This is a genomic window from Ferrimonas sp. YFM, from assembly GCF_030296015.1.
In the GTDB taxonomy this organism is placed as follows: Bacteria; Pseudomonadota; Gammaproteobacteria; order Enterobacterales; family Shewanellaceae; genus Ferrimonas.
In genome coordinates this window covers 713,070-735,136 of the sequence record NZ_AP027368.1, presented here as the reverse complement: position 1 = coordinate 735,136, position 22,067 = coordinate 713,070, and the positions used below count along the sequence as shown (strand labels likewise).

The window sequence follows — 22,067 nt, the reverse complement described above, 5'->3', positions numbered from 1 at the left end:
CTGTGCAGCAACTAGCCAGATGGAGTTTTCGGGTTTAGAATAGCCCGCTATTTTTTCATTAGGTAATACGAGCGGCACAGTTTGATGAGCAAAAAACTGCACATTAAAACCTGGGGTTGCCAGATGAATGAGTATGACTCCGACAAGATGGCGGGTCTGCTCGAATCCTTTGGCAACTACTCCCTGACCGAGGACGCGGCTGAAGCCGACGTGCTCCTTCTGAACACCTGTTCCATCCGTGAAAAGGCGCAGGAGAAGGTGTTCCATCAGCTGGGTCGCTGGAAGCCTCTCAAGGAAGCGAACCCCAACCTGGTGATTGGCGTTGGCGGCTGTGTGGCCTCCCAGGAGGGAGACGCCATTCGCGAACGCGCCTCCTTCGTAGACATCGTGTTCGGCCCCCAGACTCTGCATCGCCTGCCGGAGATGATCACCCGCATCCAGCAGGGTGAACATGGTGTGGTGGACGTCTCCTTCCCCGAGATCGAGAAGTTTGACCGTCTGCCCGAGCCCCGCGCCGAGGGTGCCACTGCCTTCGTCTCCATCATGGAAGGGTGCAACAAGTACTGCAGCTTCTGTGTGGTGCCCTACACCCGTGGGGAAGAGGTAAGCCGCCCCCTGGACGACGTCCTCTACGAAGTCGCCCAACTGGCGGAGCAGGGGGTTCGTGAGATCAACCTGCTGGGCCAGAACGTCAACGCCTACCGCGGTGCCACCCATGATGACGAGATCTGCAGCTTCGCGGATCTGCTGCGCTATGTGGCGGCCATCGACGGCATCGACCGTCTGCGCTTTACCACCAGCCACCCTGTGGAGTTCACCCAGGACATCATCGACGCCTACGCCGATGTGCCTGAGCTGGTGGACTTCCTGCACCTGCCGGTCCAGAGCGGCTCCGATCGCATCCTGACCCAGATGAAACGCAACCACACCGCGCTGGAGTTCAAATCGATCATCCGTCGCCTGCGCAAGGTGCGTCCCGACATCCACATCAGCTCCGACTTCATCGTAGGTTTCCCCAACGAGACCGATGACGACTTCGAGCAGACCATGAAGCTGATCCAGGAGATCGACTTCGATCAGAGCTTCTCCTTCATCTACAGCCCGCGCCCGGGCACCCCAGCGGCGGATCTGCCCGATGATGTGACCGAAGAGGCCAAGAAGCAGCGCCTCTATATCCTGCAGGAGCGCATCAACCAGCAGGCGATGCAATACAGCCGCCGCATGCTGGGCAGCGTTCAGCGCATCCTGGTGGAGGGCACCTCCAAGAAGAACGTGATGGAGCTTCGCGGCAAGACCGAGAACAACCGCACGGTCAACTTCGAAGGTGCTCCCGAGATGATCGGCAGCTTCGTGGATGTGGAGATCACTGAGGTTATGCCTAACTCATTACGTGGTATAGTGGTAAGGACCGAAGATCAGATGGATCTGCGCCGTCAGCTGCGCCCCTCTGAGATTCTAGCCAAGCGCCCCGCCGGCGAACCAGACGAGCTGGGCGTTGCCACTTTTCAGCCGTAATCGGAGACCGGCTTGACCAACAAATTAGTGACACACGATGTGTACCTCGAGCCGGCTGAGAGCAGCCGGCTTGCCGCCCTGTGCGGTCCCTTCGACGATAACCTGAAACAACTGGAGCGCCGACTCGGCGTCGAGATCAGCTACCGCAACAACCACTTCCAGGTGGTGGGTCAGCTCCAGTTCGTTCACGGCACCATCGGCATCCTCAAAGATCTCTATGTGCAGACCGCCCCGGTGCGCGGTGCCATGCCGGATCTGGAGCCCGACCAGGTGCACCTGGCCATTCAGGAGTTCGTTGCCCTCGAAGCGGAGCAGGATGAGAGCGCCCTGGGCAAAGAGGTGTTCTTCAAGACCAAGCGCGGCATCTTAAAGCCCCGTAACCCCAACCAGGCCCAGTACATTCGCAACATCATCGCCCACGACATCACCTTCGGTGTCGGGCCAGCGGGTACGGGTAAAACCTACCTGGCAGTGGCCGCGGCGGTGGATGCCCTGGAGCGCCAGGAGGTGCGACGCATCCTGCTGACCCGCCCTGCGGTGGAAGCGGGCGAGAAGCTGGGCTTTTTGCCTGGCGATCTGTCCCAGAAGGTGGACCCCTACCTGCGCCCCCTGTACGACGCCCTGTTTGAGATGCTGGGCTTCGAACGGGTGGAGCGGCTGATTGAGCGCAACGTCATCGAAGTGGCCCCCCTGGCTTACATGCGTGGCCGCACCCTGAACGATGCCTTCGTCATCCTGGATGAGAGCCAGAACACCACCACGGAGCAGATGAAGATGTTCCTGACTCGTATCGGCTTCAACAGCCGGGCGGTGATCACCGGCGACATCACCCAGGTGGACCTGCCGCGCAATGTCCGCTCCGGCCTGCGCCACGCCATCGAGGTGCTGCGTGACGTGGAGTCCATCAGCTTCAACTTCTTCCAGAGCGGCGACGTGGTTCGCCACCCTGTGGTGGCACGCATCGTCGACGCCTATGAGAAGCATGATCAGCAGCAGCACAAGCTCAAGGTGGAGCGGGAGAAAGTCCGCCAGCAGGAGGAGGCCAAAGAGGATGGAACTGATTCTTGATCTTCAACCAGTAGTTGAAGGCTTTGATCTGCCAAGCGAAGCCCAGTTTCAAAGCTGGGCCGAGGCCGCCCTGGCCCAGGAGCGTGAGATTGCGGAACTGAGCATCCGCATCGTCAGTGCCGAAGAGAGCCAGGAGCTCAACCGTGACTACCGGGGCAAGGACAAACCCACCAATGTGCTCTCCTTCCCTTTTGAAGCACCGCCGATGATCCCCACCGACCTAATCGGTGATCTGGTGATTTGTGCAGAAGTTGTTGAAAAAGAGGCAAAAGAGCAACAAAAAACTGCCAGGGACCACTGGGCCCACATGGTTGTACACGGTTGCCTGCATCTGATAGGTTATGATCATCTGGAGGATGAGGAAGCGGAGCAGATGGAAGCTCTGGAAACCCGCGTTCTCCATGGACTGGGCATCAGCGATCCTTACACGGAGCGTTGAGCCTGTTTTTGCTGTTTTAACGACGAGAAGTTATGAACGAAGACAACCCTCCGTCGAGCCAGGGCTCTCCTAAAAAGAGCTGGCTTGAGCGCATTTCCCAGCTGTTTGGCGGTGAGCCGAAAAACCGCAAAGAGCTGGTCGACGTGATCCAGGATGCTGAAGAGCGGGATCTGATTGACCAGGACACCAAAGAGATGATCAAAGGGGTGCTGGAGGTTTCCGACCTGCGCGTCCGCGACGTGATGATTCCACGCTCCCAGATTATCGCCATCGAGAAGAACCAGGATCTGGGCGCCTACCTGTCCACCATCATCGAATCCGGCCACTCCCGCTTCCCCGTTGTGGACAAGGACAAAGACCACATCGAAGGGATCCTCCTGGCCAAAGACCTGCTGCCCTACGGCTTCAGTGGCGACGCCAGTGAGGTGGAGCTGGAAGCCATCATGCGCCCGGCGGTGGTGGTCCCCGAGAGCAAGCGGGTGGACGTGTTGCTCAAGGAGTTTCGTCAGAAACGCTACCATATGGCCATCGTCGTCGATGAGTATGGCGGCGTATCCGGCCTGGTCACCATCGAGGATATCCTCGAGGAGATCGTCGGCGACATCGGCGACGAGTTCGACACCGACGAAGACCAGTCCCAGAACATCCGCAAGGTGGGCAAGCAGGTGTGGTCCGTGGCCGCCCTGACCCCGGTGGAAGAGTTCAATGAGCACTTCGGCTCCGAATTTTCCGACGAGGAGTTCGATACCATCGGCGGCATCGTCAGCCACGCCTTCAACCACCTGCCCATGCGCGGCGAGAAGGTGGAACTGGCAGGCTTCGAGTTCAAGGTGGTCAACGCCGACACCCGCCGGCTGCTGCAACTGCAGGTGCGCAACCTGGAGAAGCAGAACCCCCAGACCGAGGATGAGTCTGCCGCCTGATGTTGTCCCGGCCCTCTCCCAAACTCCGGTTGATGATGGCGCTGCTGTGCGGCGCCCTCTCCCCCTTCGCCTTTGCCCCCTATCACTTCAGCCCGGTATTGCTGCCTGCGCTGATGGGCCTGTTGTGGCTCGGTGAGGGGCAGACTCCCAGACGCAGTGCCCTGCTGGGCTGGGGCTTCGGCTTTGGCCTGTTTGCCCACGGCATCGCCTGGGTGCATGTGAGCATCGACAATTTCGGCGGCCTGCCGCTGCCGGTATCCCTGCTGCTGATGGCCCTGCTGGCCGGTTATCTGGCCCTGTTCCCCGCCCTGGCCATGGGGTTGCTGGCTCGGTTCTGGCCCCGTGCAGAGGGCCGCCGGGTACTGGCCTTCTCCGCCCTGTGGCTGATTTCCGAATGGCTCAGGGGCAAACTGCTGACCGGTTTTCCCTGGCTGTGGCTGGGTTACAGCCAGGTAGAGGGGCCTTTGGCGCCCTTGGCCAGTTCCCTGGGCGCCCTGGGGCTGGGCTGGCTTATTGCCCTGCTGGCCGGCGCCCTGCTGATGCTGTTGCGCCGCCGCTGGCTGTGGCTGCTGGCACCGGCATCCACCGCCCTGGCCCTGGTCACCCTGCCCTCACTGAACACCACAGAGCGCAGCGGCGACACCCTCTCCGTAGCCCTGGTTCAGGGCAACATCCCCCAGAGCCTCAAGTGGCAGCCCGAACAGCTATGGCCCACCCTGCTCAAGTATCAGGATCTCAGCCGTCCTCATATGGACGTGGACTTGGTGGTGTGGCCGGAGGCGGCGGTGCCCGCCCCGGAGATGATGGTGGACGACTTCCTCAACAGCTTCGACCATGCGGCCGCCTTCCGGGGCACCCATGTGATCACCGGCATCATCAGCGCCGACAGCATCACCCGCGAGTTCTTTAATTCCCTGCTGGTGCTGGGGGACGATGACGGGCCTAGGCGCCATCAGCCCGGTGACGACAACCGCTACCACAAGAGCCACCTGCTGCCCATCGGCGAGTTCGTGCCCCTGGAAGCTGTGCTGCGTCCCCTGGCCCCTCTGTTCAACCTGCCCATGTCCTCCTTCACCCGAGGCGACCGGGTGCAGCAGAACTTGCGCGCCGGCGAGGTGAATCTGGCGCCGGCCATCTGCTACGAAATCGCCTTCCCCGAGCAGCTCAGGGCCAACATCACCCCGGACACTGACCTGCTGCTGACCGTCTCCAACGACGCCTGGTTTGGTCACTCCACCGGCCCGCTGCAGCATATGGAGATCGCCAGAATGCGCTCCATGGAGCTGGGTAAACCCCTGCTGAGGGTCACCAACAATGGCGTCACCGCCATTGTGGATGAACAGGGAAAGATGCAGGCGCAATTGCCTCAATTTGAGGAGGGGGTACTCACCGGCGACGTGGCCCTGGTTCAGGGCAGCACGGTGTTTGGCCGCTATGGCCAGAACAGCGCCTGGTTACTGGCGCTGCTGGCGCTGATTGGGGCGACCATCAGGGTGCCAGCATCTTCCTCGAGAAGAAGCGGTGGTCACACTCAGGGCAAGCCGGCAGAAGGTCAGGGCGATTGAAGGTCATCTCATGGCCGCACTTGTCACACACCAGAATTCCCAGACCGACCACCTCGCCGGCTTCATAGGTCCCCTGGTGGCGCAGGTCCTCGCCCAGTTCATGCCACTCCAGCTGGCTCTTATCGGTGATCTCTGCCAGCCACTGCCACAGGGTATTTTCCAACCCAAGGGTAAACAGGCTTGAGGGCTGCTCGACCTCATCCCCTGCATGCAGCACAAACTCACCCAGATCCCGGCGCAGAAACTGCTCCACCATCTCCAACTCGCCCTCGGAGAGGCTCTCCTTGAGCTGAAGGTAGGCACTGCTGTCCGTCAGCACCTGACTGAGCTGACCCAGAGTCAGGTCCGGATCCTCCTGATAACGACGCTCCATCTCCCTGAGCAGCGCCTCATAACGTTCAATCAACCGACTTTTTTCTTCCGCCATGGCCATCTCCATTGCAGCTTGGTCAGACAGTACCGGCGAAACCGCCAGCACAATTCGTTGATATCTTTGGTATAACACATTCTCGGCCAGACCGATATCCCCGGAGGAAACCGCCTGGCAGTAACCTGATTCCGGCGAATCAACACCCGGCCCCCATCCCGGCGCAGCCCGCGGAAATTCGGGAAAATTCGGCGCACCCCATCATTGGTATTAGCCGCCCGCTGAGTTATTCTATGCAGATCTTTTTATGAGCCATAGTTGGCTCGAAATCAAAATATCAGTCGTGGATCCTATCGTGTCGATGCAAGAGCAATACAACCCCAGCGATATCGAACCCAATGTGCAGCGTCACTGGGAAGAGCAAAAAACCTTCACCGCCGTTGAGCAAGAGGGCAAAGAGAAGTTCTACTGCCTCTCCATGTTCCCCTACCCCAGCGGTCGTCTACACATGGGCCACGTGCGCAACTACACCATTGGTGACGTGATCTCCCGTTACCAGCGGATGCAGGGCAAAAACGTGCTCCAGCCCATTGGCTGGGACGCCTTCGGCCTGCCCGCCGAAAACGCCGCCGTGAAAAACAAGGCGGCTCCGGCGCCCTGGACCTACGAAAACATCGATTACATGAAGGGCCAGCTGAAGATGCTGGGCTTCGGGTACGACTGGAACCGTGAACTGGCCACCTGCAAACCCGATTACTACCGCTGGGAGCAGTGGTTCTTCACCGAGCTCTACAACAAAGGGCTGATCTACAAGAAGACCAGCTCAGTAAACTGGTGTGAGAACGACCAGACCGTGCTGGCTAATGAGCAGGTGATCGACGGCTGCTGCTGGCGTTGTGACACTCCGGTTGTTCAGAAAGAGATCCCCCAGTGGTTCGTGAAGATCACCGACTACGCCGATCAGCTGCTGAGCGACATGGACCAGCTGGATGGTTGGCCTGAGATGGTGAAAACCATGCAGCGCAACTGGATCGGCCGCTCCGAAGGCATCGAGATGACCTTCGACGTGGATGGCAGCAACGACAAAGTTGAAGTCTACACCACCCGCCCCGATACCCTGATGGGCGTGACCTATGTGGGCATCGCCGCCGGTCACCCCCTGGCGACCAAAGCCGCCGAGAGCAACCCGGAGCTGGCCGCCTTTATCGACGAGTGCAAGAACACCAAGGTGGCTGAAGCCGAGCTGGCCACCATGGAGAAGAAGGGGATGGCCACCGGCCTGTACGCCATCCACCCCCTCACCGGTGCCAAGGTGCCAGTGTTCGTTGCCAACTTCGTGCTGATGGATTTCGGCACAGGTGCCGTAATGGCCGTACCGGCCCACGACCAGCGTGACTATGAGTTTGCCACCAAGTATGATCTGGAGATCAAGCCGGTGATCAAACCCATCGACGGCGAGCTGGACATCAGCGAGCAGGCCTTCACCGACAGAGGCATCCTGTTCAACTCCGGCGAGTTCGACGGTCTGGACTTCGACGGCGCCCTGAACGCCATCGCCGCCAAGCTGGGTGAGCTGAACAAGGGTCACAAGACCACCAATTTCCGTCTGCGCGACTGGGGCGTATCCCGTCAGCGTTACTGGGGCGCGCCTATCCCGATGGCCACCCTGGAAAATGGCGAAACTGTACCCGTACCTGCCGAAGATCTGCCGGTGATCCTGCCTGAAGACGTGGTGATGGATGGCGTAACCAGCCCCATCAAGGCGGACCGGTCCTGGGCCCAGACCACCATCAACGGTGAAAAGGCCACCCGTGAAACCGACACCTTCGACACCTTTATGGAGTCCAGCTGGTACTACGCCCGCTACACCAGCGTCGGCACCGACGACGCCATGCTGGACCCAAGCAAGGCCAACTACTGGCTGCCTGTGGACCAGTACATCGGCGGTATCGAGCACGCCAACATGCACCTGCTCTACTTCCGCTTCTTCCACAAGCTGCTGCGTGACGCCGGCCTGGTGAACTCTGACGAGCCCGCTAAGCGCCTGCTGTGTCAGGGCATGGTTCTGTGTGACGCCTTCTACTACACCGGCGACAACGGCCAGCGTGTCTGGGTAGCCCCTACCGAGGTGACCCTGGAGCGTGATGGCAAAGGCGCCATCGTCAAGGCCACCGACGGCGAAGGCCGTGAGCTGGTGCACTCCGGCATGACCAAGATGTCCAAGTCCAAGAACAACGGCATCGACCCTCAGGAGATGGTGGACAAGTACGGCGCCGACACCGTGCGTCTGTTCATGATGTTTGCCGCCCCACCAGAGATGACCCTGGAGTGGCAGGAGTCCGGCGTAGAAGGCGCCAACCGCTTCCTCAAGCGCTTGTGGAAACTGGCCTTCGAACACATCAACCTGGGCGCGGCCCCGGCCCTGGATCTGACCGCCCTGAGCGGCGACCAGAAAGCCCTGCGCCGTGACCTGCACAAGACCATCGCCAAAGTGGGCGATGACCTGGGTCGTCGCCAGACCTTCAACACCGCCATCGCCGCAGTTATGGAGTTGATGAACAAGCTGACCAAGGCACCCAAGGAGTCCGACCAGGATCGCGCCCTGATGCAGGAAGCCCTTGAGGCCGTGGTCAAGATGCTGGCCCCCATCACCCCTCATGTGTGCTTCCACCTGTGGAACGCCTTGGGACTGGAAGGGGACATCGACACCCAGGCCTGGCCTGTGGCGGACAAGGACGCCATGGTCGAAGATGAGAAGCTGATTGTGGTCCAGGTGAACGGCAAGGTTCGCTCCCGCATCACCGTGGCCGCCGACGCCACTCAGGAGCAGGTTCAGGAGCTGGCCCTCTCCGAGGAGAACGTCAGCAAGTTCACCGATGGCAAGACCCTGCGCAAGGTGATCTACGTGCCAGGCAAGCTGCTCAACATCGTAGCCAACTAAGGAGATCGGAGTGCTGAGACACGCTCTGACCGCCCTGCTGGCACTGACCATTCTGGTCAGTGCCGGTTGCGGCTTTCATCTCAAGGGGGACTATCTGATCCCCGAACAGCTTCAGACTCTGCGACTGGAGAGCTCTGATGAATATGGTGAGCTGCACCGCCTGGTGGGCGAGCGTCTGCGCCTCTCCGACATCACGATGGTGGAGAGCGACACCGCTCCCCGCCTCTGGTTGGGGGACGACAACCTGGAGCGCTCCACCCTCTCCCTGTTCCCCTCTGGCCAGGTGGCGGAATATGAGCTGATCTACTCGGTGAAGTTTGCCGTGGGTTTCCAGGGCAAACCCTCCCAGAGCTTCGACCTGGAGATCCGCCGCGACTATCTGGACGATCCCCGGACCGCTCTGGCGAAAAACCGCGAGCTGGATTTGCTGCTCAAGGAGATGCGCGCCGAAGCGGCTGATCGCATTATCCGCACCCTCTCCAGCATCAAGGTTCAGTAGATGCGGATCTTTGTCAGCCAGCTGGGCCAGCACCTGACCCAGCTGCCTGCCATCATCATGGTGTTTGGTGACGACCTGCTGTTGCGGGAAGAAGCCAGGGATCAGATTCGGGCCGCCGCCCGTGACCAGGGGTTCGGCGAACGCCTCTCCCTGGTGCAGGAATCTCCCTTCAACTGGCAGGATCTGGCACAGGAGTGCCAATCCCTCTCCCTGTTCGCCAGCCGCCGAATCATCGAGCTGGAACTGCCCAACAGCAAGCCCGGTGCCGACGGCAGTGCGGTACTGACCGAGCTGGCCCCCGCGCTTCAGGACACCCTGCTGCTGCTTCATGGCCCCAAACTGGGCAAGGAGCAAACCAACAGCAAGTGGTTTAAGACCCTGGAAGCGGCCGGCCTCTATGTCCAGGCTCTGACCCCGGAAGGCCCCCACTACCAGCGCTGGCTGCAGGGGCGGCTACGTCATCATGGGGTTAACCTGCAGCCCGATGCCCTGGCTCAGTTTGGCGAGATGTTCGAGGGCAACCTGCTGGCTGCCGACCAGGCGATGGCCCAGCTGGCGCTGCTGGCGGGCAATCGCAGCATCGGCGGTGATGCCCTCTCCAAGCTGCTCTCCAACCAATCCAGATACACGGTGTACCAACTGACTGACCTGCTGCTTCAGGGACAGTGCGACAAGGCACTGACCGTGCTGGGCCAGCTTAAGCAGGAGGACACCGCGCCTGTGCTGATCAACTGGGCCCTGATTCGGGAGCTGCAACTGTTGCTGGAACTGCAGCAGGCAATGAGCCGGGGGGAGAACCAGGCCGCGCTGTTCAAGAAACTGAAGATCTGGCCCAAGCGTCAGCCCCTCTATCGAGGTTGTCTGCAACGCTTACCTCTGGCACGCATCGCCGCCCTGTTGGGACGCTGCGGCCAACTGGAGCAGCGCATCAAGGGGGAGGCAGACTCTCCCTGGACCGAGATCAGTGAAGTCTGCCTGGGCTTTGCCCAACGATATCAGGAGTTCACCCCATGTCGCTGAGACTGCTTGGCCTGTTGGGGGGCACCTTCGATCCCATCCACAATGGCCACCTGCAGATGGCCCTGGAGCTGCATCGGCGACTGGGGCTGGACGAGTTGAGGCTGCTGCCCAACCGCCTGCCGCCCCATAAGCCCGGCGCCCACGCCGACAGTGAGCAACGGCTGGCCATGGTAAAACTGGCCTGTGCCCCTCACCCTCAGCTCTCTGTGGACGACCGCGAGCTCAAGCGTCAACAGCCCTCCTATACGGTAGACACCCTTGAGCAGCTGAGGCAGGAGCACCCGGATGACTCTCTGTGCTTCATCATCGGCATGGATTCCCTGGCCAGTTTTAATCAGTGGTATCTGCCAGAGAGAATTCTCGAGCTGGCCAACCTGGTGGTCTGCCGCCGTCACGGCATTGCCGCCCCTGAACTGGGCGCATTCAACCGGGTGGTTTCCACTGAGCCTCACATCCTGAGAGACAACCCCTGTGGTCAGATCCTATTGACGGATCTGGAGCCCGAGGGGCTCTCCTCCACCGCCATTCGCGCTGCCCTGGCATCAGGTCAGCTGCCCCGAGACCACATTCCCGCCGCCGTTGCCGACTATATCGACCACAATGGCCTCTATGACCATGGAGTCGCCCCCAGCGGCAGGGTATAATGGTCCGCTTTGCAAATTAACCTTGGGAGCCAACAGTGACCCCCGTAGAACTGAAAGACTTTGTAGTAGAAAAAGCTGAAGAGCTGAAGTGCCGTGACCTGGTGGTCCTGGACATCAGCGACAAATCCACCGTGGCCGAGTTCATGGTGGTGTGCAGCGGTACCTCCAAGACCCACGTACGTGCCATCGCCGAGAACGTGGCCCTGGAAGCCAAGCGCATCGACCAGGCCCCTCTGGGCGTGGAAGGCAAGGAATCCGGCGAATGGGTTCTGGTTGATCTGGGTGATGTGATCCTGCACTCCATGCAGGAACAGACCCGAGACTTCTACCAGCTGGAGAAGCTGTGGTCCGCTCACCCGGAGCAGAAGTAACCGATGAAGTTAAAGCTGATCGCCGTCGGCACCAAGATGCCTGACTGGGTTCAGAAGGGGTTCGCCGAGTACCAGCGGCGCTTCCCCCGGGATCTGCCCCTGGAACTGATTGAGATTCCGGCGGGCAAACGAGGCAAGAACGCTGACATCCCCCGCATCCTGGAGAAGGAGGGTGAGGCAATGTTGGCGGTTTGCCAGGGGTGTCGCATCGTCACCCTGGACATCCCCGGCAAGCCCTGGGATACCCCCCAACTGGCGAAGCAGCTGGAGCGCTGGCAGATGGATGGGCGGGACGTCGCCATCCTCATCGGCGGCCCCGAAGGACTGGCGCCCGCCTGCAAAGCCGCCGCAGAACAGAGCTGGTCCCTCTCCAATCTGACCTTGCCTCACCCTCTGGTTCGGGTAATCATGGCGGAGAGCCTGTACCGGGCCTGGAGCATCAACAACAACCACCCGTATCACAGAGAGTAAATGCGTTTTTATCAGCGTACCAAGATCCGCGACGACGCCGCCGAGGCCGCCCTGTTCCGCAGACGGGCCGTGGTCTCACTCTTTGGCGTGCTGGCTCTGATCGGCATACTGCTGAGCAATCTCTACGTCATTCAGGTCGTCGACCACAGCGAATACCAGACCCGCTCCAATGACAACCGCATCCGGGTGGTGCCGGTTGCCCCCAATCGCGGACTCATCTATGACCGCCATGGAGTGCTGCTGGCAGAGAACCAGCCTGTCTACTCCCTGGAAGTGATCCCAGAGCAGGCGAAACACCTGGAGCAGAGCCTCACCGAGCTGGCGCAGCTATTCGCCATTCCGGACAGTGATCAGCAGGAGTTCCTCGACCGGGTCAAGGCCCGCCGCAGCTTCAAGTCCACCACTTTGCTCAGCAAACTCAGCGAAGATCAGGTGGCCAAGTTCAGCGTCAATCAGCACCGCTTCCCCGGGTTTCAAATCGCCGCTGGCCTCAAGCGTAACTACCCCTTCAAGGACAGCCTGACCCACGCCCTGGGCTACGTGGCCCGCATCAACAGCAATGACGTGGCCAATCTTGAGGCGGAGGGCAAAGCCGCCCTCTATGCCGCCACCAAGGATATCGGCAAGCTGGGGGTGGAGCGCTTCTATGAGCAGGAGCTCCATGGCATACCCGGCCTGCAGGAGGTCGAGGTCAACAGCCGGGGACGGGTGGTGCGCACCCTGAACACCACCGCCCCCAAGGCTGGGGACGACCTCTACCTCAGCCTGGATCTGTCTCTGCAGCAGAAGGCCCAGGAGCTGCTGAAGGACCACCGCGGCGCCCTGGTGGCCATCGATCCCCGAGATGGTGGCATCCTGGCCATGGTCTCCAACCCCAGCTACGACCCCAACCTGTTCGTTCACGGCATCAGCGGCAAGGATTATCGAAACCTGCTCAACGACCGCTCCCGCCCACTGATCAACCGGGCGACTCAGGGGCAGTATGCCCCCGCCTCCACCGTCAAGCCAATGCTGGCGCTGGTGGGCCTGGAGGAGGGTAAGATTACCGTGAAGACCCGCATCTGGGATCCGGGTTGGTGGCAGATCCCCGGGGTGGAACGCAAGTACCGCAACTGGAAACGCTGGGGGCACGGCTGGGTGGACGTCTATGACGCCCTGATCAAATCCAATGACACCTACTTCTACCAGCTGGCCTATGACATGGGCATCGACACCATCAGCCGCTACATGCTGGAGTTTGGCTTTGGCCAGTACTCCGGGGTGGATCTGAAGGAGGAGTCTGCTGGCATCATGCCCTCCCGGGACTGGAAGCAGGTGCGCTACAAGGAACCCTGGTACATAGGGGATACCATCTCAGTGGGCATTGGCCAGGGCTACTGGACCACCACGCCACTGCAGCTCACCGAAGCCCTGACCGTACTGATCAACAAGGGCCGGCACTTTACCCCCCACCTGCTTCGCGCCAAGGGGCAGGAGGGTCAGATGGCGCTGACCGAACCCTCGGAGCGTCGCCCCCTGGTCCTGAAGAACGACAACGCCTGGCAGATCGTCCACGACGCCATGGTGAAAACCGCCGAGGGACGCTTCGCCGACGCCTCCTACACCGCCGCCATCAAGACAGGTACTGCTCAGGTGTTTGGCCTGGCGGAAGACGCCAAGTATGAGAAGGACAAGATCGCCGAGCATCTGAGGGACAACGCCCTGATCGTCGGCTATGCCCCGGCGGAGAACCCCACCATCGCCCTGACCGTGGTGCTGGAAAACGCCGGCTGGGGTGGCGCCAATGCCGGCCCCATCGCCCGTGCCCTGCTGGATCACTACCTGGAACCCAAGCCTGACTCAACCAGCCAGGAGATCGCCAAGACCAATGAACACTAGAGTACGCAAAGGCCCCAACCTCTGGGTGCGCCTGCACATCGACCTGCCTCTGCTCCTTGGCATCCTCACCCTGATGGGCTTTGGCCTGATGGTGCTCTACGCCGCCAGTGGCCAGAGCCCGCTGATGCTGGAGAAACAGCTGGTGCGAATCGGTCTCTCCCTGACCGTGATGTTCGCCATCGCCCAGATCAACCCAGAGGTGTTCCGCCGCTGGGCCCTGCCCATCTTCCTGGTGGGCATCGCCCTGCTGGTGGCGGTAGAGCTCTTTGGAGAGGTAAACAAGGGGGCGCAGCGCTGGCTTAACCTGGGCTTCATGGAGTTTCAGCCTTCGGAGCTGATGAAGCTGGCCTTCCCCATCACCATGGCCTGGTACATCAGCCGCTATCCCCTGCCGCCGAAGAAGCGCTACCTGGCCGGTGGTGCCGCCATCCTGTTAGTGCCCACCCTGCTGATTGCCTCCCAGCCGGATCTGGGCACCTCCATCCTGGTGGCTGCCTCCGGGGTCTTTGTGCTGTTCCTGGCAGGCATGAGCTGGGCCGTGGTGGCCGGCTGTATTCTGAGCGTGCTGGCCTTCCTGCCGGTGCTCTGGTTCTACCTGATGAAGGACTATCAGCGGACCCGGGTACTGACCCTGCTGGATCCGGAAAAGGATCCCCTGGGAGCGGGCTACCACATCATCCAATCCAAGATCGCCATTGGCTCCGGTGGACTCTCCGGCAAGGGCTGGCTCGGCGGCACACAATCCCAGTTACAATTTCTTCCTGAGCGTCATACCGACTTTATCTTCGCGGTATTGGGGGAAGAGTTTGGTCTGATCGGTGCCCTGGTGCTGCTGGCCATCTACCTGTTTATCGTCGGCCGCGGCCTGGTGATCGCCTCCAGAGCCCAGACCCCCTTTGCCCGGCTGCTTGGTGGCAGCATCATCCTGACCTTCTTCGTCTATGTGTTCGTCAACATCGGCATGGTCTCCGGCATCCTGCCCGTGGTTGGCGTTCCCCTGCCCCTGGTCTCCTATGGCGGCACATCCATGCTGACATTGATGGCGGGATTTGGCATGCTCATGGCTATACATACCCACAGACGCTTTAACAGCAGATAGCCGGGAAGCTAATAATGACCAAATGGTTACTCCTTTCGGCACTGGGTTTCTCCAGTGCCGCCTTCGCCATGACGCCTCAACAGCAGTTTGTCCAGGAGTGGACCGCCAAAGGCCTGGATCGCAGCTACATCGAACAGGCCCTGGAGCAGGCCAGCAAGAATCAGAAGGTGCTGGATGCCATCTCCACACCCTGGGAAGCCAAACCCTGGTATCAGTACCGTCAGCTGTTCCTGACTCAAGAGCGGGTCGAGGATGGCATCGCCTTCTGGCAGGAGCATAAGGAGACCCTTGAGCGGGCTGAAGCCCAGTTTGGCGTGGATGCCTCGATGATCGTCGCCATCATCGGCATCGAAACCCGCTATGGCCGCCACACCGGTACTTATCCGGTATTGGATGCCCTCTATACCCTGGGGTTCTACTATCCCAAGCGCGCCAAGTTCTTCGCTTCCGAGCTGGGCCACTACCTGACCCTGGCCCAACAGGAAGGCTGGACCCTGGGTGACACCAAGGGCTCCTACGCCGGTGCCATGGGCTGGGGCCAGTTCATCCCCTCCAGTTACCTGGCCTACTCGGTAGATTTCGACGGCGACGGCAAACGGGATCTGTTGAACAACCCGGTGGACGCCATCGGCAGCGTGGCCAACTACTTTGCCGAGCACAAGTGGTCCCACCAAGCTCCGGCCGCCGCCGCCATCGATGCCCCCACCAATGAGCCTGCCAAGGCGCTGATGTGGAACGGCAAGCCCCTGACCGCCACCGTGGGTCAGCTCAAAGCCAGTGGCGCCCGGGTTCAGGGGGCGGATGCGGACAAGGCAGCCCTGCTGGCACTGGAGAGCAGTGAAACCGACACTCAGTACTATCAGGTGTTCCCGAACTTCTACACCATCACCCGGTACAACCGCAGCCCGCTCTATGCCATGGCGGCGGTCGAGTTTGCCAAGAGGCTTCAGGATGCCTATGACCAACCTTAAGCTCGCCCTTGCCGGGCTTTTGACCCTGGGGCTGCTGGCCGGGTGCAGCAGTGGCCGCTACCACATGTCCGAGGACAGGGCCCCGAACAACGCGCCGGATGTGAGTCAGCTGGAGCAACCCAGGCCCAGGTACGAGGCCCCCAGCAAGCAGGGCAACAAGGACTACATGGTGTTTGGCCGCAACTACCAGGTGATGAAAAGTGCCTCAGGTTATGTGGAAGAGGGCACCGCCTCCTGGTACGGTGCCAAATTCCATGGCCACCTCACCTCCAATGGCGAAACCTACGACATGTACGGCTTCAGTGCCGCCCATAAGAGTTTGCCTCTGCCCACCTATTTGCGGGTCACCAATCTGGACAATGGACAGAGTGTGGTGGTGCGGGCCAATGATCGTGGCCCCTTCCATGGCAACCGGCTGATCGATCTTTCCTATGCCGCCGCCTTCCATCTCGGCATGCTGAAACAGGGTACCGCCAAGGTGCGCATCGAAGCCCTGGCCACCGAACCCAACCCCGCGCCTCTGCTGCCTCAAGCCCAAGTGAGTCAGTACCTGCAGTTGACCGCCTCCTCCAACGAACAGGCACTGCAACAGCTGGCCATTGAGCTTGAGCAAACCTATGGCGTCGGCAGCCGTCTGCTGAGGCAGGGTGGTTTATACAAGCTGCAGCTGGGACCCATAGAGGATCCCTTTCGCAGCCGGGAGATGCTGAACACCATAAAGGCCGCGGGCTACCCCGGAGCCTTTACGGTTTATGAAAGTTCCGATGCGCCGGAAACTTTTGTCCGGTAAAGGGAACCAAGTGATATACTCCCCTTTCGGTGTTAAGGACACACGACTAACATCAAACGCACAGGATTCCAGTCTAGTCATTATGAAAAATCTGAAGCACTCGCTTTTGGGCCTGTCAGGCCTGCTGTTTGCCGCCTCCGCCACCGCCATTCCAGCCGTGGTGCCGAATCCTCCGTCGGTAAACGCCACCTCCTATGTATTGATGGATTTTCAGACCGGGCAGATCCTGGCTGAAGAGAACGCTTACGACCGTCGGGCACCTGCCAGCCTGACCAAGATGATGACCTCCTATGTACTGGGCCAGGAGCTGGCTCAGGGCAACGTCAAACTCACCGACAAGGTCAAGATCAGCAAGAACGCCTGGTCCAAGAACTTCCCAGACTCCTCCAAGATGTTCATCGAGGTGGGCAAAGAGGTATTGCTGGAAGATCTGAACCGGGGCATGGTGATCCAGTCCGGTAACGACGCCTGTGTGGCCATCGCCGAGCACGTTGCCGGCAGCCAGGGCGCCTTCACCGACCTGATGAACGCCTGGAGCACCCAGTTGGGGATGATGGACACCCATTTCGCCAACGCCCACGGCCTGGATAACGATGAACACTACACCACCGCCTACGACATGGCGCTGCTGGGGCAATCGCTGATTCGGGATGTGCCGGAGGAGTATGCCCTGTACGCGGAGAAGGAGTTCACCTTCAACAAGATCCGTCAGCATAACCGTAACGGCCTGTTGTGGGATCGCAGCCTGGGCGTGGACGGCATCAAGACCGGCCACACCAGCAACGCCGGCTACAGCCTGGTGGCCTCTGCCAAGCGCGGCGACATGCGCCTGGTGAGCGTGGTAATGGGAGCCAAGAGCGCCTCCTCCCGCGAAGCCGAGAGTAAGAAGCTGCTGAACTACGGCTTCCGCTTCTTCGAAACCATTACCCCTTACAAGGCCGGTGACCAGTTTGTCAGCCACAAGATCTGGTACGGCAGCCAGCCCGAAGTAAGCCTGGGCGTGCTGGAAGACACTCCGGTGACCATCTACCGTGGTCAGGCGGAAAAGCTGGAAGCCAACTTCGAGCTGACCGAAGAGCTCAAGGCTCCCCTGTCCAAAGGCCAGGTGGTGGGCAAGCTCTACTTCCAGCTGGACGGCAAGGACATCGCCGAGTACAAGCTGGTGGCTCTGCAGGATGTAGAAGAGGGCTCCTGGTTCTCCAAGCTGATCGACTACATCAAGCTGCTGGTGATGAGCTGGTTTAACTAAGGGTGACGCCCTAAAGCTGGGCTCCCTGAACAGTGAAGGCCTGCGAAAGCAGGCCTTTTTCATTGGCGACGATTGAAATTTGATACACTAATCCCCATAACGGCTGCAGCCGAACAAATCCTGTTGGAGTAATCATGGATACCAAATTTGACGAACTTCTGGAGTTCCCCTGCCGTTTTCCGTTTAAGGTAATCGGTCATGCCGATGAGGCCCTGCCCGACAAGGTGGTGGCGGTGATCCAGACCCATGCCCCAGGGGACTACCAACCCTCTGTACGCCCCAGCAGCAAAGGAAGCTACCACTCGGTGACCATCAACATCACCGCCACCAGCAAGGAGCAGCTGGAAACTTTGTATACCGAGCTTGGCGCAATCGACGGCGTAATCCGGGTTCTATAATGTGATCCATCTGGCATTTATGCCTTGTGCAGGTATAATGCGGCCTATCTCTTCCCACAAGGCGTGATAACGGATTGGTCGCAAAAACTCTTATCGTGCGTCGCCTGGGGCTACAGCCCTATGAGCCCGTCTGGCAGGCGATGCAGCACTTCACCGACACCCGAACTCAGGACGATGCCGACGAGCTTTGGCTGCTTGAACACGCCCCGGTCTTTACCCAGGGCCAGGCAGGCAAAGAGGAGCACCTGCTCAATACCGGCGACATCCCTGTGGTTCAGGTCGACAGAGGCGGCCAGGTAACCTATCACGGCCCGGGACAGCTGGTGGCCTACCCACTGCTGAACATCAAACGGCTGGGCATTGGAGTTCGCCAGCTGGTGACCCACATCGAGCAAAGCCTGATTGATCTCCTGGCTCCCTACGACATCACCGCCTACGCCAAAGCCGATGCCCCCGGCGTCTATGTGGATGACCGCAAGGTGGCTTCCCTGGGCCTGAGAATCCGCAAAGGCTGCTCATTCCACGGACTGGCCCTGAACGTCGACATGGACATCAGCCCCTTTCTGAGAATCAATCCCTGCGGTTACGCCGGGATGGAGATGGTCCAGACCTCCCACCTGGGTGGCCCCAAGACCGTCTCCGATGCCGCCGATGAGCTGGCACAGATATTCTATAACAAGCTGGGCTACACCCAGCTGACCCTGAGTGAAGGATTGCCCCATGAGTGAACGCCCACAGCGGCTGGTTCCCGGCGTCAAACTGCGTGATGCCGAGAAGGTCGCCCGCATCCCCGTGAAAGTGGTCCCCACTGATCGGCAAGAGATGCTCCGCAAGCCCGACTGGCTGAGGGTTAAGCTGCCCGCTTCCAGTCAGAAGATCGATGAAGTTAAGAGCGCCATGCGCAAGCATGGACTGCACTCAGTCTGTGAGGAGGCTTCCTGCCCCAACCTGTCCGAGTGTTTCAACCACGGCACCGCCACCTTTATGATTCTTGGGGCGATCTGCACCCGCCGCTGCCCCTTCTGCGACGTGGCCCATGGCCGCCCGCTGAAGCCGGACCCTGAAGAGCCGGTCAAGCTGGCCAGAACCATCCGCGACATGAAGCTCAAGTATGTGGTGATCACCTCGGTAGACCGGGATGACCTTCGTGACGGCGGCGCCCAGCACTTTGCCGACTGCGTTCGCGAAATCCGCGCCCTGTCGCCTCACATCAAGATTGAGATTCTGGTGCCGGACTTCCGCGGCCGCATCGACCGTGCCCTGGAGATCCTGGCCACCGAGCCGCCGGATGTGTTCAACCACAACTTGGAAACCGCGCCTCGCCTCTACCGTAAGGCTCGCCCGGGTGCCAACTACCAGTGGTCCCTGGATCTGCTGAAGAAGTTCAAGGAACTTCACCCCGATGTGCCCACCAAGTCCGGACTGATGATGGGCCTGGGTGAAACCAATGAGGAGATCCAGGAGGTACTGAGAGATCTGCGTGCTCATAACGTTGAGATGCTGACCCTGGGTCAGTACCTGCAACCGAGCAGGCACCACCTGCCCGTAGAGCGCTACGTGCCGCCGGCGGAGTTTGATCAGCTGAGAGACTACTCTCTGGAACTGGGCTTCACCCAGTCCGCCTGTGGCCCTCTGGTCAGGTCCAGCTATCACGCCGACCTCCAGGCCCAGGGCAAAGAGGTCAAATAGAAAAAAGGAGCCGTCAGGCTCCTTTTTTACACATGGGGTTCTCATCCAGGGTCAGCTTCATGATCACCGCATCTTCACGACCGGCCTCCCCCTGGTAATAGCCTTTGCGGACCGCCAGGGGCTCAAAGCCGATCTCCCTGTACAGGCCCAGGGCGGGCTTATTGCCGGCCCTCACCTCCAGGAAACAACAATCCGCCTGCTCACTGCTGAGCCGCTGCAGACAACGATGCAGAAGATGCCTGCCCAGCCCCTGCCCCCGAAGCTCCGGCAGGATGCAGATGTTCATCAGGGTCGCCTCACCCACTACAATCTGGGTGATGTAGTAACCCACGGCGCGACCACCCCAGATCAGCGCCTCTCCCTGATAACCGCTGCCGATGCAGCTGGCCAGAGTGTTTCTGCTCCAGGGAAAGGAGTGGCACGACTGCTCGATGACAAACAGCTCATCCAGCTCAACCGAGTCCATAGGCACAAAGCGATGACTCACGCGACCTCCCTCAGCACCGACCACAGCCGGCGCTTACCCCGGGGAGACCCAAGTTCATCCGACGTCAGCGCAAGATGCACCTCGCCATCCTGGCACACCACCAGTTTGCCACCGGCGCCTTCTTCAACCAGGGACTCCGTCAGGTCCAGCAGATGCAGGGCCAGCTTGATATCGTCACTCAATGCCTCGGAGAGCCCCTGTACACTGATGGTCAGCCCATGATGCTTGTGCTGGCCTTCAGAGGCCACAGTGTCGCTCTGTGTGCCTTCTGAGTACTCTTCCCTAAGCTGCCACTGAGTGAACCCCAGAGTCGCCAGAAAGCGTGCTCTTTGCCCGGTGTCACCCTTCATCACTCCACTCCCTCATATCTTGCCATCAGGATCGCATCCTCCAACTGGCCATTGCGATAAGCAAACCCCTTCATCCGTCCCTCTTCACAAAAGCCCAGGTTACGATACAGAGCAATCGCTCCCTCATTGGACGCAAAGACTTCGAGTTCGATACGACTGATCCCGAGCCAGTTGTCACAGGTATCAATCAGCTCTCGCAACAGGCTCGACGCCACTCCCTGTCTCCTGCAGTCCGAATGAACCACCACGCCCAGGCTGCCCGCATGACGTCGCCGGGGTTCGGTGCCGAAAGTGATCAGGCAGGCATGGCCCAGCACCTGGTCATCTCGTACCGCGACCAGGCATTGAAGGTCGCGCCCCATCTGCTGCAATCTTGCTCGCCACTCATCTTCTGACATGAAAGGCGTATGCAGAGAGTTTTCGACACAGCTGCGTTGGCGATAGATCTCCGCCACGGCAGTCAGGTCACTCGCCACCATGGGGCGTATGGAAAAGGAAGACATCAACAAACTGTCCAGTGGATTTGATGGCTCAGTGTATACCAGCCGGGTAGCGCGTGGGAGGGTAAACGCAAAACGGCCCGCAGATTTCTCTGCGGGCCGTCTGGAATGTGGCAGGGGTGGCAGGACTCGAACCCGCAACCATCGGTTTTGGAGACCGCTGTTCTACCAATTGGAACTACACCCCTAGCGAACGAGGTGAATTATACGTCCCCAGGTTGAAAGGTAAAGACCTTTTTCATTGAAAAATAACCGACTGACCAACTAACCAGCAATGACCGCCAATTTTAAACAGTTTTAGCCTCTTGCCACCTCTGAGCAGTGCTTCTGCAGAGAATCACCATCAATTTCTGAGCCATAGGAATCTTCGAGTACCGCGACAAGTTGCCGACCCAGGTTACCGGAACGCCAGTTCTCGCGCTCATTAAAGCCTTCGGTGCCGTTCTCAGGAGTCTTATCAAATTCGTTCATACTCTACCTCATTCCGTTGTCTGTTCTTGGATACTGCGAGTCAGTGATTGAAGGTATATCACTTCCTCTCAGCTTAGACTATTTGACCAAAGTCTAACTCCACCCCTACCTCTGTTTGAGCCCGATCACTGAGCAAAGTTCACCCTGTCAGAAATGAACAGGCGCACAGCTCATAAGCCATTGATAAAAATTAGCTAATTATGTTTGTCTCTCATAAGAGCACCTCCTTAAAGTCAGCATGATTGGAATAACACAGATCGACAGGGAATAGGATTCGGCCAGGTGCAGCAAGATAACAACCGATTTCAATCATCCATGGTGTTCTCCTGAACAGCCAGTGTGTGATTGCGATCCTTTACCTC

General features: G+C 59.7%; 24 protein-coding genes and 1 tRNA gene. 19 read left to right on the top strand and 6 right to left on the bottom strand.

Going from position 1 to position 22,067, the window contains the following annotated elements; translation table 11 throughout:
• Positions 1-84: 84 nt before the first annotated feature.
• The 5 genes from miaB to lnt are packed head-to-tail and all read left to right on the top strand — an operon-like array spanning position 85 to position 5,510.
• Entirely contained in the window at positions 85-1,515 is a 1,431-nt protein-coding gene (gene miaB, locus QUE41_RS03500; protein WP_286341558.1) for a tRNA (N6-isopentenyl adenosine(37)-C2)-methylthiotransferase MiaB, read from the top strand.
• Positions 1,516-1,527: 12 nt separating this feature from the next.
• Positions 1,528-2,583, top strand: a complete 1,056-nt coding sequence (locus QUE41_RS03495; RefSeq protein WP_286341557.1) for a PhoH family protein — start codon at positions 1,528-1,530, stop codon at positions 2,581-2,583.
• Positions 2,567-3,022 carry an rRNA maturation RNase YbeY gene (gene ybeY, locus QUE41_RS03490; RefSeq protein WP_286341556.1) on the top strand — a complete coding sequence of 152 codons (456 nt, stop codon included), beginning with the start codon at positions 2,567-2,569 and terminating at the stop codon, positions 3,020-3,022. The genes QUE41_RS03495 and ybeY overlap by 17 nt, the downstream gene beginning before the upstream one ends.
• Before the next feature lie 32 nt (positions 3,023-3,054).
• A complete protein-coding gene (gene corC / locus QUE41_RS03485) occupies positions 3,055-3,945 on the top strand; it encodes a CNNM family magnesium/cobalt transport protein CorC (RefSeq protein WP_286341555.1) in 891 nt (296 codons plus the stop codon).
• Positions 3,945-5,510 carry an apolipoprotein N-acyltransferase gene (lnt, locus tag QUE41_RS03480; RefSeq protein WP_286341554.1) on the top strand — a complete coding sequence of 522 codons (1,566 nt, stop codon included), beginning with the start codon at positions 3,945-3,947 and terminating at the stop codon, positions 5,508-5,510. Before corC ends, lnt begins: the two co-directional genes overlap by 1 nt.
• Here the strand turns inward: lnt and QUE41_RS03475 are convergent.
• Positions 5,434-5,937, bottom strand: coding sequence for a zinc ribbon-containing protein (locus QUE41_RS03475; RefSeq protein WP_286341553.1), 504 nt, complete (start codon positions 5,935-5,937; stop codon positions 5,434-5,436). The genes lnt and QUE41_RS03475 overlap by 77 nt on opposite strands.
• Positions 5,938-6,238: 301 nt before the next feature.
• Here QUE41_RS03475 and leuS point away from each other — a divergent pair, with 301 nt between their 5' ends.
• From leuS to lipA, 14 genes are all read left to right on the top strand, one after another.
• A complete protein-coding gene (gene leuS / locus QUE41_RS03470; protein ID WP_286342901.1) occupies positions 6,239-8,818 on the top strand; it encodes a leucine--tRNA ligase in 2,580 nt (859 codons plus the stop codon).
• Positions 8,819-8,828: 10 nt separating this feature from the next.
• Positions 8,829-9,317: an LPS-assembly lipoprotein LptE gene (locus tag QUE41_RS03465; protein ID WP_286341552.1), complete on the top strand. Its 489-nt coding sequence runs from the start codon at positions 8,829-8,831 to the stop codon at positions 9,315-9,317.
• Positions 9,318-10,337, top strand: coding sequence for a DNA polymerase III subunit delta (gene holA, locus QUE41_RS03460; RefSeq protein WP_286341551.1), 1,020 nt, complete (start codon positions 9,318-9,320; stop codon positions 10,335-10,337). It abuts the gene before it with no gap.
• Entirely contained in the window at positions 10,328-10,981 is a 654-nt protein-coding gene (nadD, locus tag QUE41_RS03455) for a nicotinate-nucleotide adenylyltransferase (RefSeq protein ID WP_286341550.1), read from the top strand. Before holA ends, nadD begins: the two co-directional genes overlap by 10 nt.
• Before the next feature lie 35 nt (positions 10,982-11,016).
• Positions 11,017-11,352, top strand: a complete 336-nt coding sequence (rsfS, locus tag QUE41_RS03450) for a ribosome silencing factor (RefSeq protein ID WP_028110475.1) — start codon at positions 11,017-11,019, stop codon at positions 11,350-11,352.
• Between the two features lie 3 nt (positions 11,353-11,355).
• Positions 11,356-11,823: a 23S rRNA (pseudouridine(1915)-N(3))-methyltransferase RlmH gene (gene rlmH, locus QUE41_RS03445; protein WP_286341549.1), complete on the top strand. Its 468-nt coding sequence runs from the start codon at positions 11,356-11,358 to the stop codon at positions 11,821-11,823.
• On the top strand, positions 11,824-13,701 hold the full coding sequence (gene mrdA, locus QUE41_RS03440) for a penicillin-binding protein 2 (protein WP_286341548.1): 1,878 nt from the start codon (positions 11,824-11,826) through the stop codon (positions 13,699-13,701). It abuts the gene before it with no gap.
• Positions 13,691-14,800 (top strand): rod shape-determining protein RodA, encoded by a 1,110-nt coding sequence (gene rodA, locus QUE41_RS03435; RefSeq protein ID WP_286341547.1) that lies wholly within the window; start codon positions 13,691-13,693, stop codon positions 14,798-14,800. The genes mrdA and rodA overlap by 11 nt, the downstream gene beginning before the upstream one ends.
• Before the next feature lie 14 nt (positions 14,801-14,814).
• Entirely contained in the window at positions 14,815-15,771 is a 957-nt protein-coding gene (gene mltB / locus QUE41_RS03430) for a lytic murein transglycosylase B (protein ID WP_286341546.1), read from the top strand.
• Complete coding sequence (locus tag QUE41_RS03425; RefSeq protein WP_286341545.1) at positions 15,758-16,561, top strand: septal ring lytic transglycosylase RlpA family protein; 804 nt, start codon at positions 15,758-15,760, stop codon at positions 16,559-16,561. The genes mltB and QUE41_RS03425 overlap by 14 nt, the downstream gene beginning before the upstream one ends.
• 82 nt (positions 16,562-16,643) lie before the next feature.
• The gene (locus QUE41_RS03420; RefSeq protein ID WP_286341544.1) at positions 16,644-17,810 is read left to right on the top strand and encodes a serine hydrolase; all 1,167 of its coding nucleotides are present in this window, start codon (positions 16,644-16,646) and stop codon (positions 17,808-17,810) included.
• Positions 17,811-17,941: 131 nt separating this feature from the next.
• Positions 17,942-18,208 carry a DUF493 family protein YbeD gene (ybeD, locus tag QUE41_RS03415; RefSeq protein WP_286342900.1) on the top strand — a complete coding sequence of 89 codons (267 nt, stop codon included), beginning with the start codon at positions 17,942-17,944 and terminating at the stop codon, positions 18,206-18,208.
• A gap of 74 nt (positions 18,209-18,282) precedes the next feature.
• On the top strand, positions 18,283-18,936 hold the full coding sequence (lipB, locus tag QUE41_RS03410) for a lipoyl(octanoyl) transferase LipB (protein ID WP_286341543.1): 654 nt from the start codon (positions 18,283-18,285) through the stop codon (positions 18,934-18,936).
• On the top strand, positions 18,929-19,897 hold the full coding sequence (gene lipA, locus QUE41_RS03405) for a lipoyl synthase (protein ID WP_286341542.1): 969 nt from the start codon (positions 18,929-18,931) through the stop codon (positions 19,895-19,897). The genes lipB and lipA overlap by 8 nt, the downstream gene beginning before the upstream one ends.
• Before the next feature lie 13 nt (positions 19,898-19,910).
• Here the strand turns inward: lipA and rimI are convergent, their stop codons facing one another.
• From rimI to QUE41_RS03380, 5 genes are all read right to left on the bottom strand, one after another.
• Positions 19,911-20,384 carry a ribosomal protein S18-alanine N-acetyltransferase gene (rimI, locus tag QUE41_RS03400; RefSeq protein WP_286341541.1) on the bottom strand — a complete coding sequence of 158 codons (474 nt, stop codon included), beginning with the start codon at positions 20,382-20,384 and terminating at the stop codon, positions 19,911-19,913.
• Positions 20,381-20,734: a hypothetical protein gene (locus tag QUE41_RS03395; RefSeq protein ID WP_286341540.1), complete on the bottom strand. Its 354-nt coding sequence runs from the start codon at positions 20,732-20,734 to the stop codon at positions 20,381-20,383. Before QUE41_RS03395 ends, rimI begins: the two co-directional genes overlap by 4 nt.
• On the bottom strand, positions 20,734-21,237 hold the full coding sequence (locus tag QUE41_RS03390; protein WP_286341539.1) for a GNAT family N-acetyltransferase: 504 nt from the start codon (positions 21,235-21,237) through the stop codon (positions 20,734-20,736). Before QUE41_RS03390 ends, QUE41_RS03395 begins: the two co-directional genes overlap by 1 nt.
• A 108-nt stretch (positions 21,238-21,345) precedes the next feature.
• Positions 21,346-21,422 (bottom strand) — tRNA-Trp (locus tag QUE41_RS03385).
• Between the two features lie 109 nt (positions 21,423-21,531).
• Complete coding sequence (locus QUE41_RS03380) at positions 21,532-21,705, bottom strand: hypothetical protein (RefSeq protein WP_157509253.1); 174 nt, start codon at positions 21,703-21,705, stop codon at positions 21,532-21,534.
• Positions 21,706-22,067: the final 362 nt, after the last annotated feature.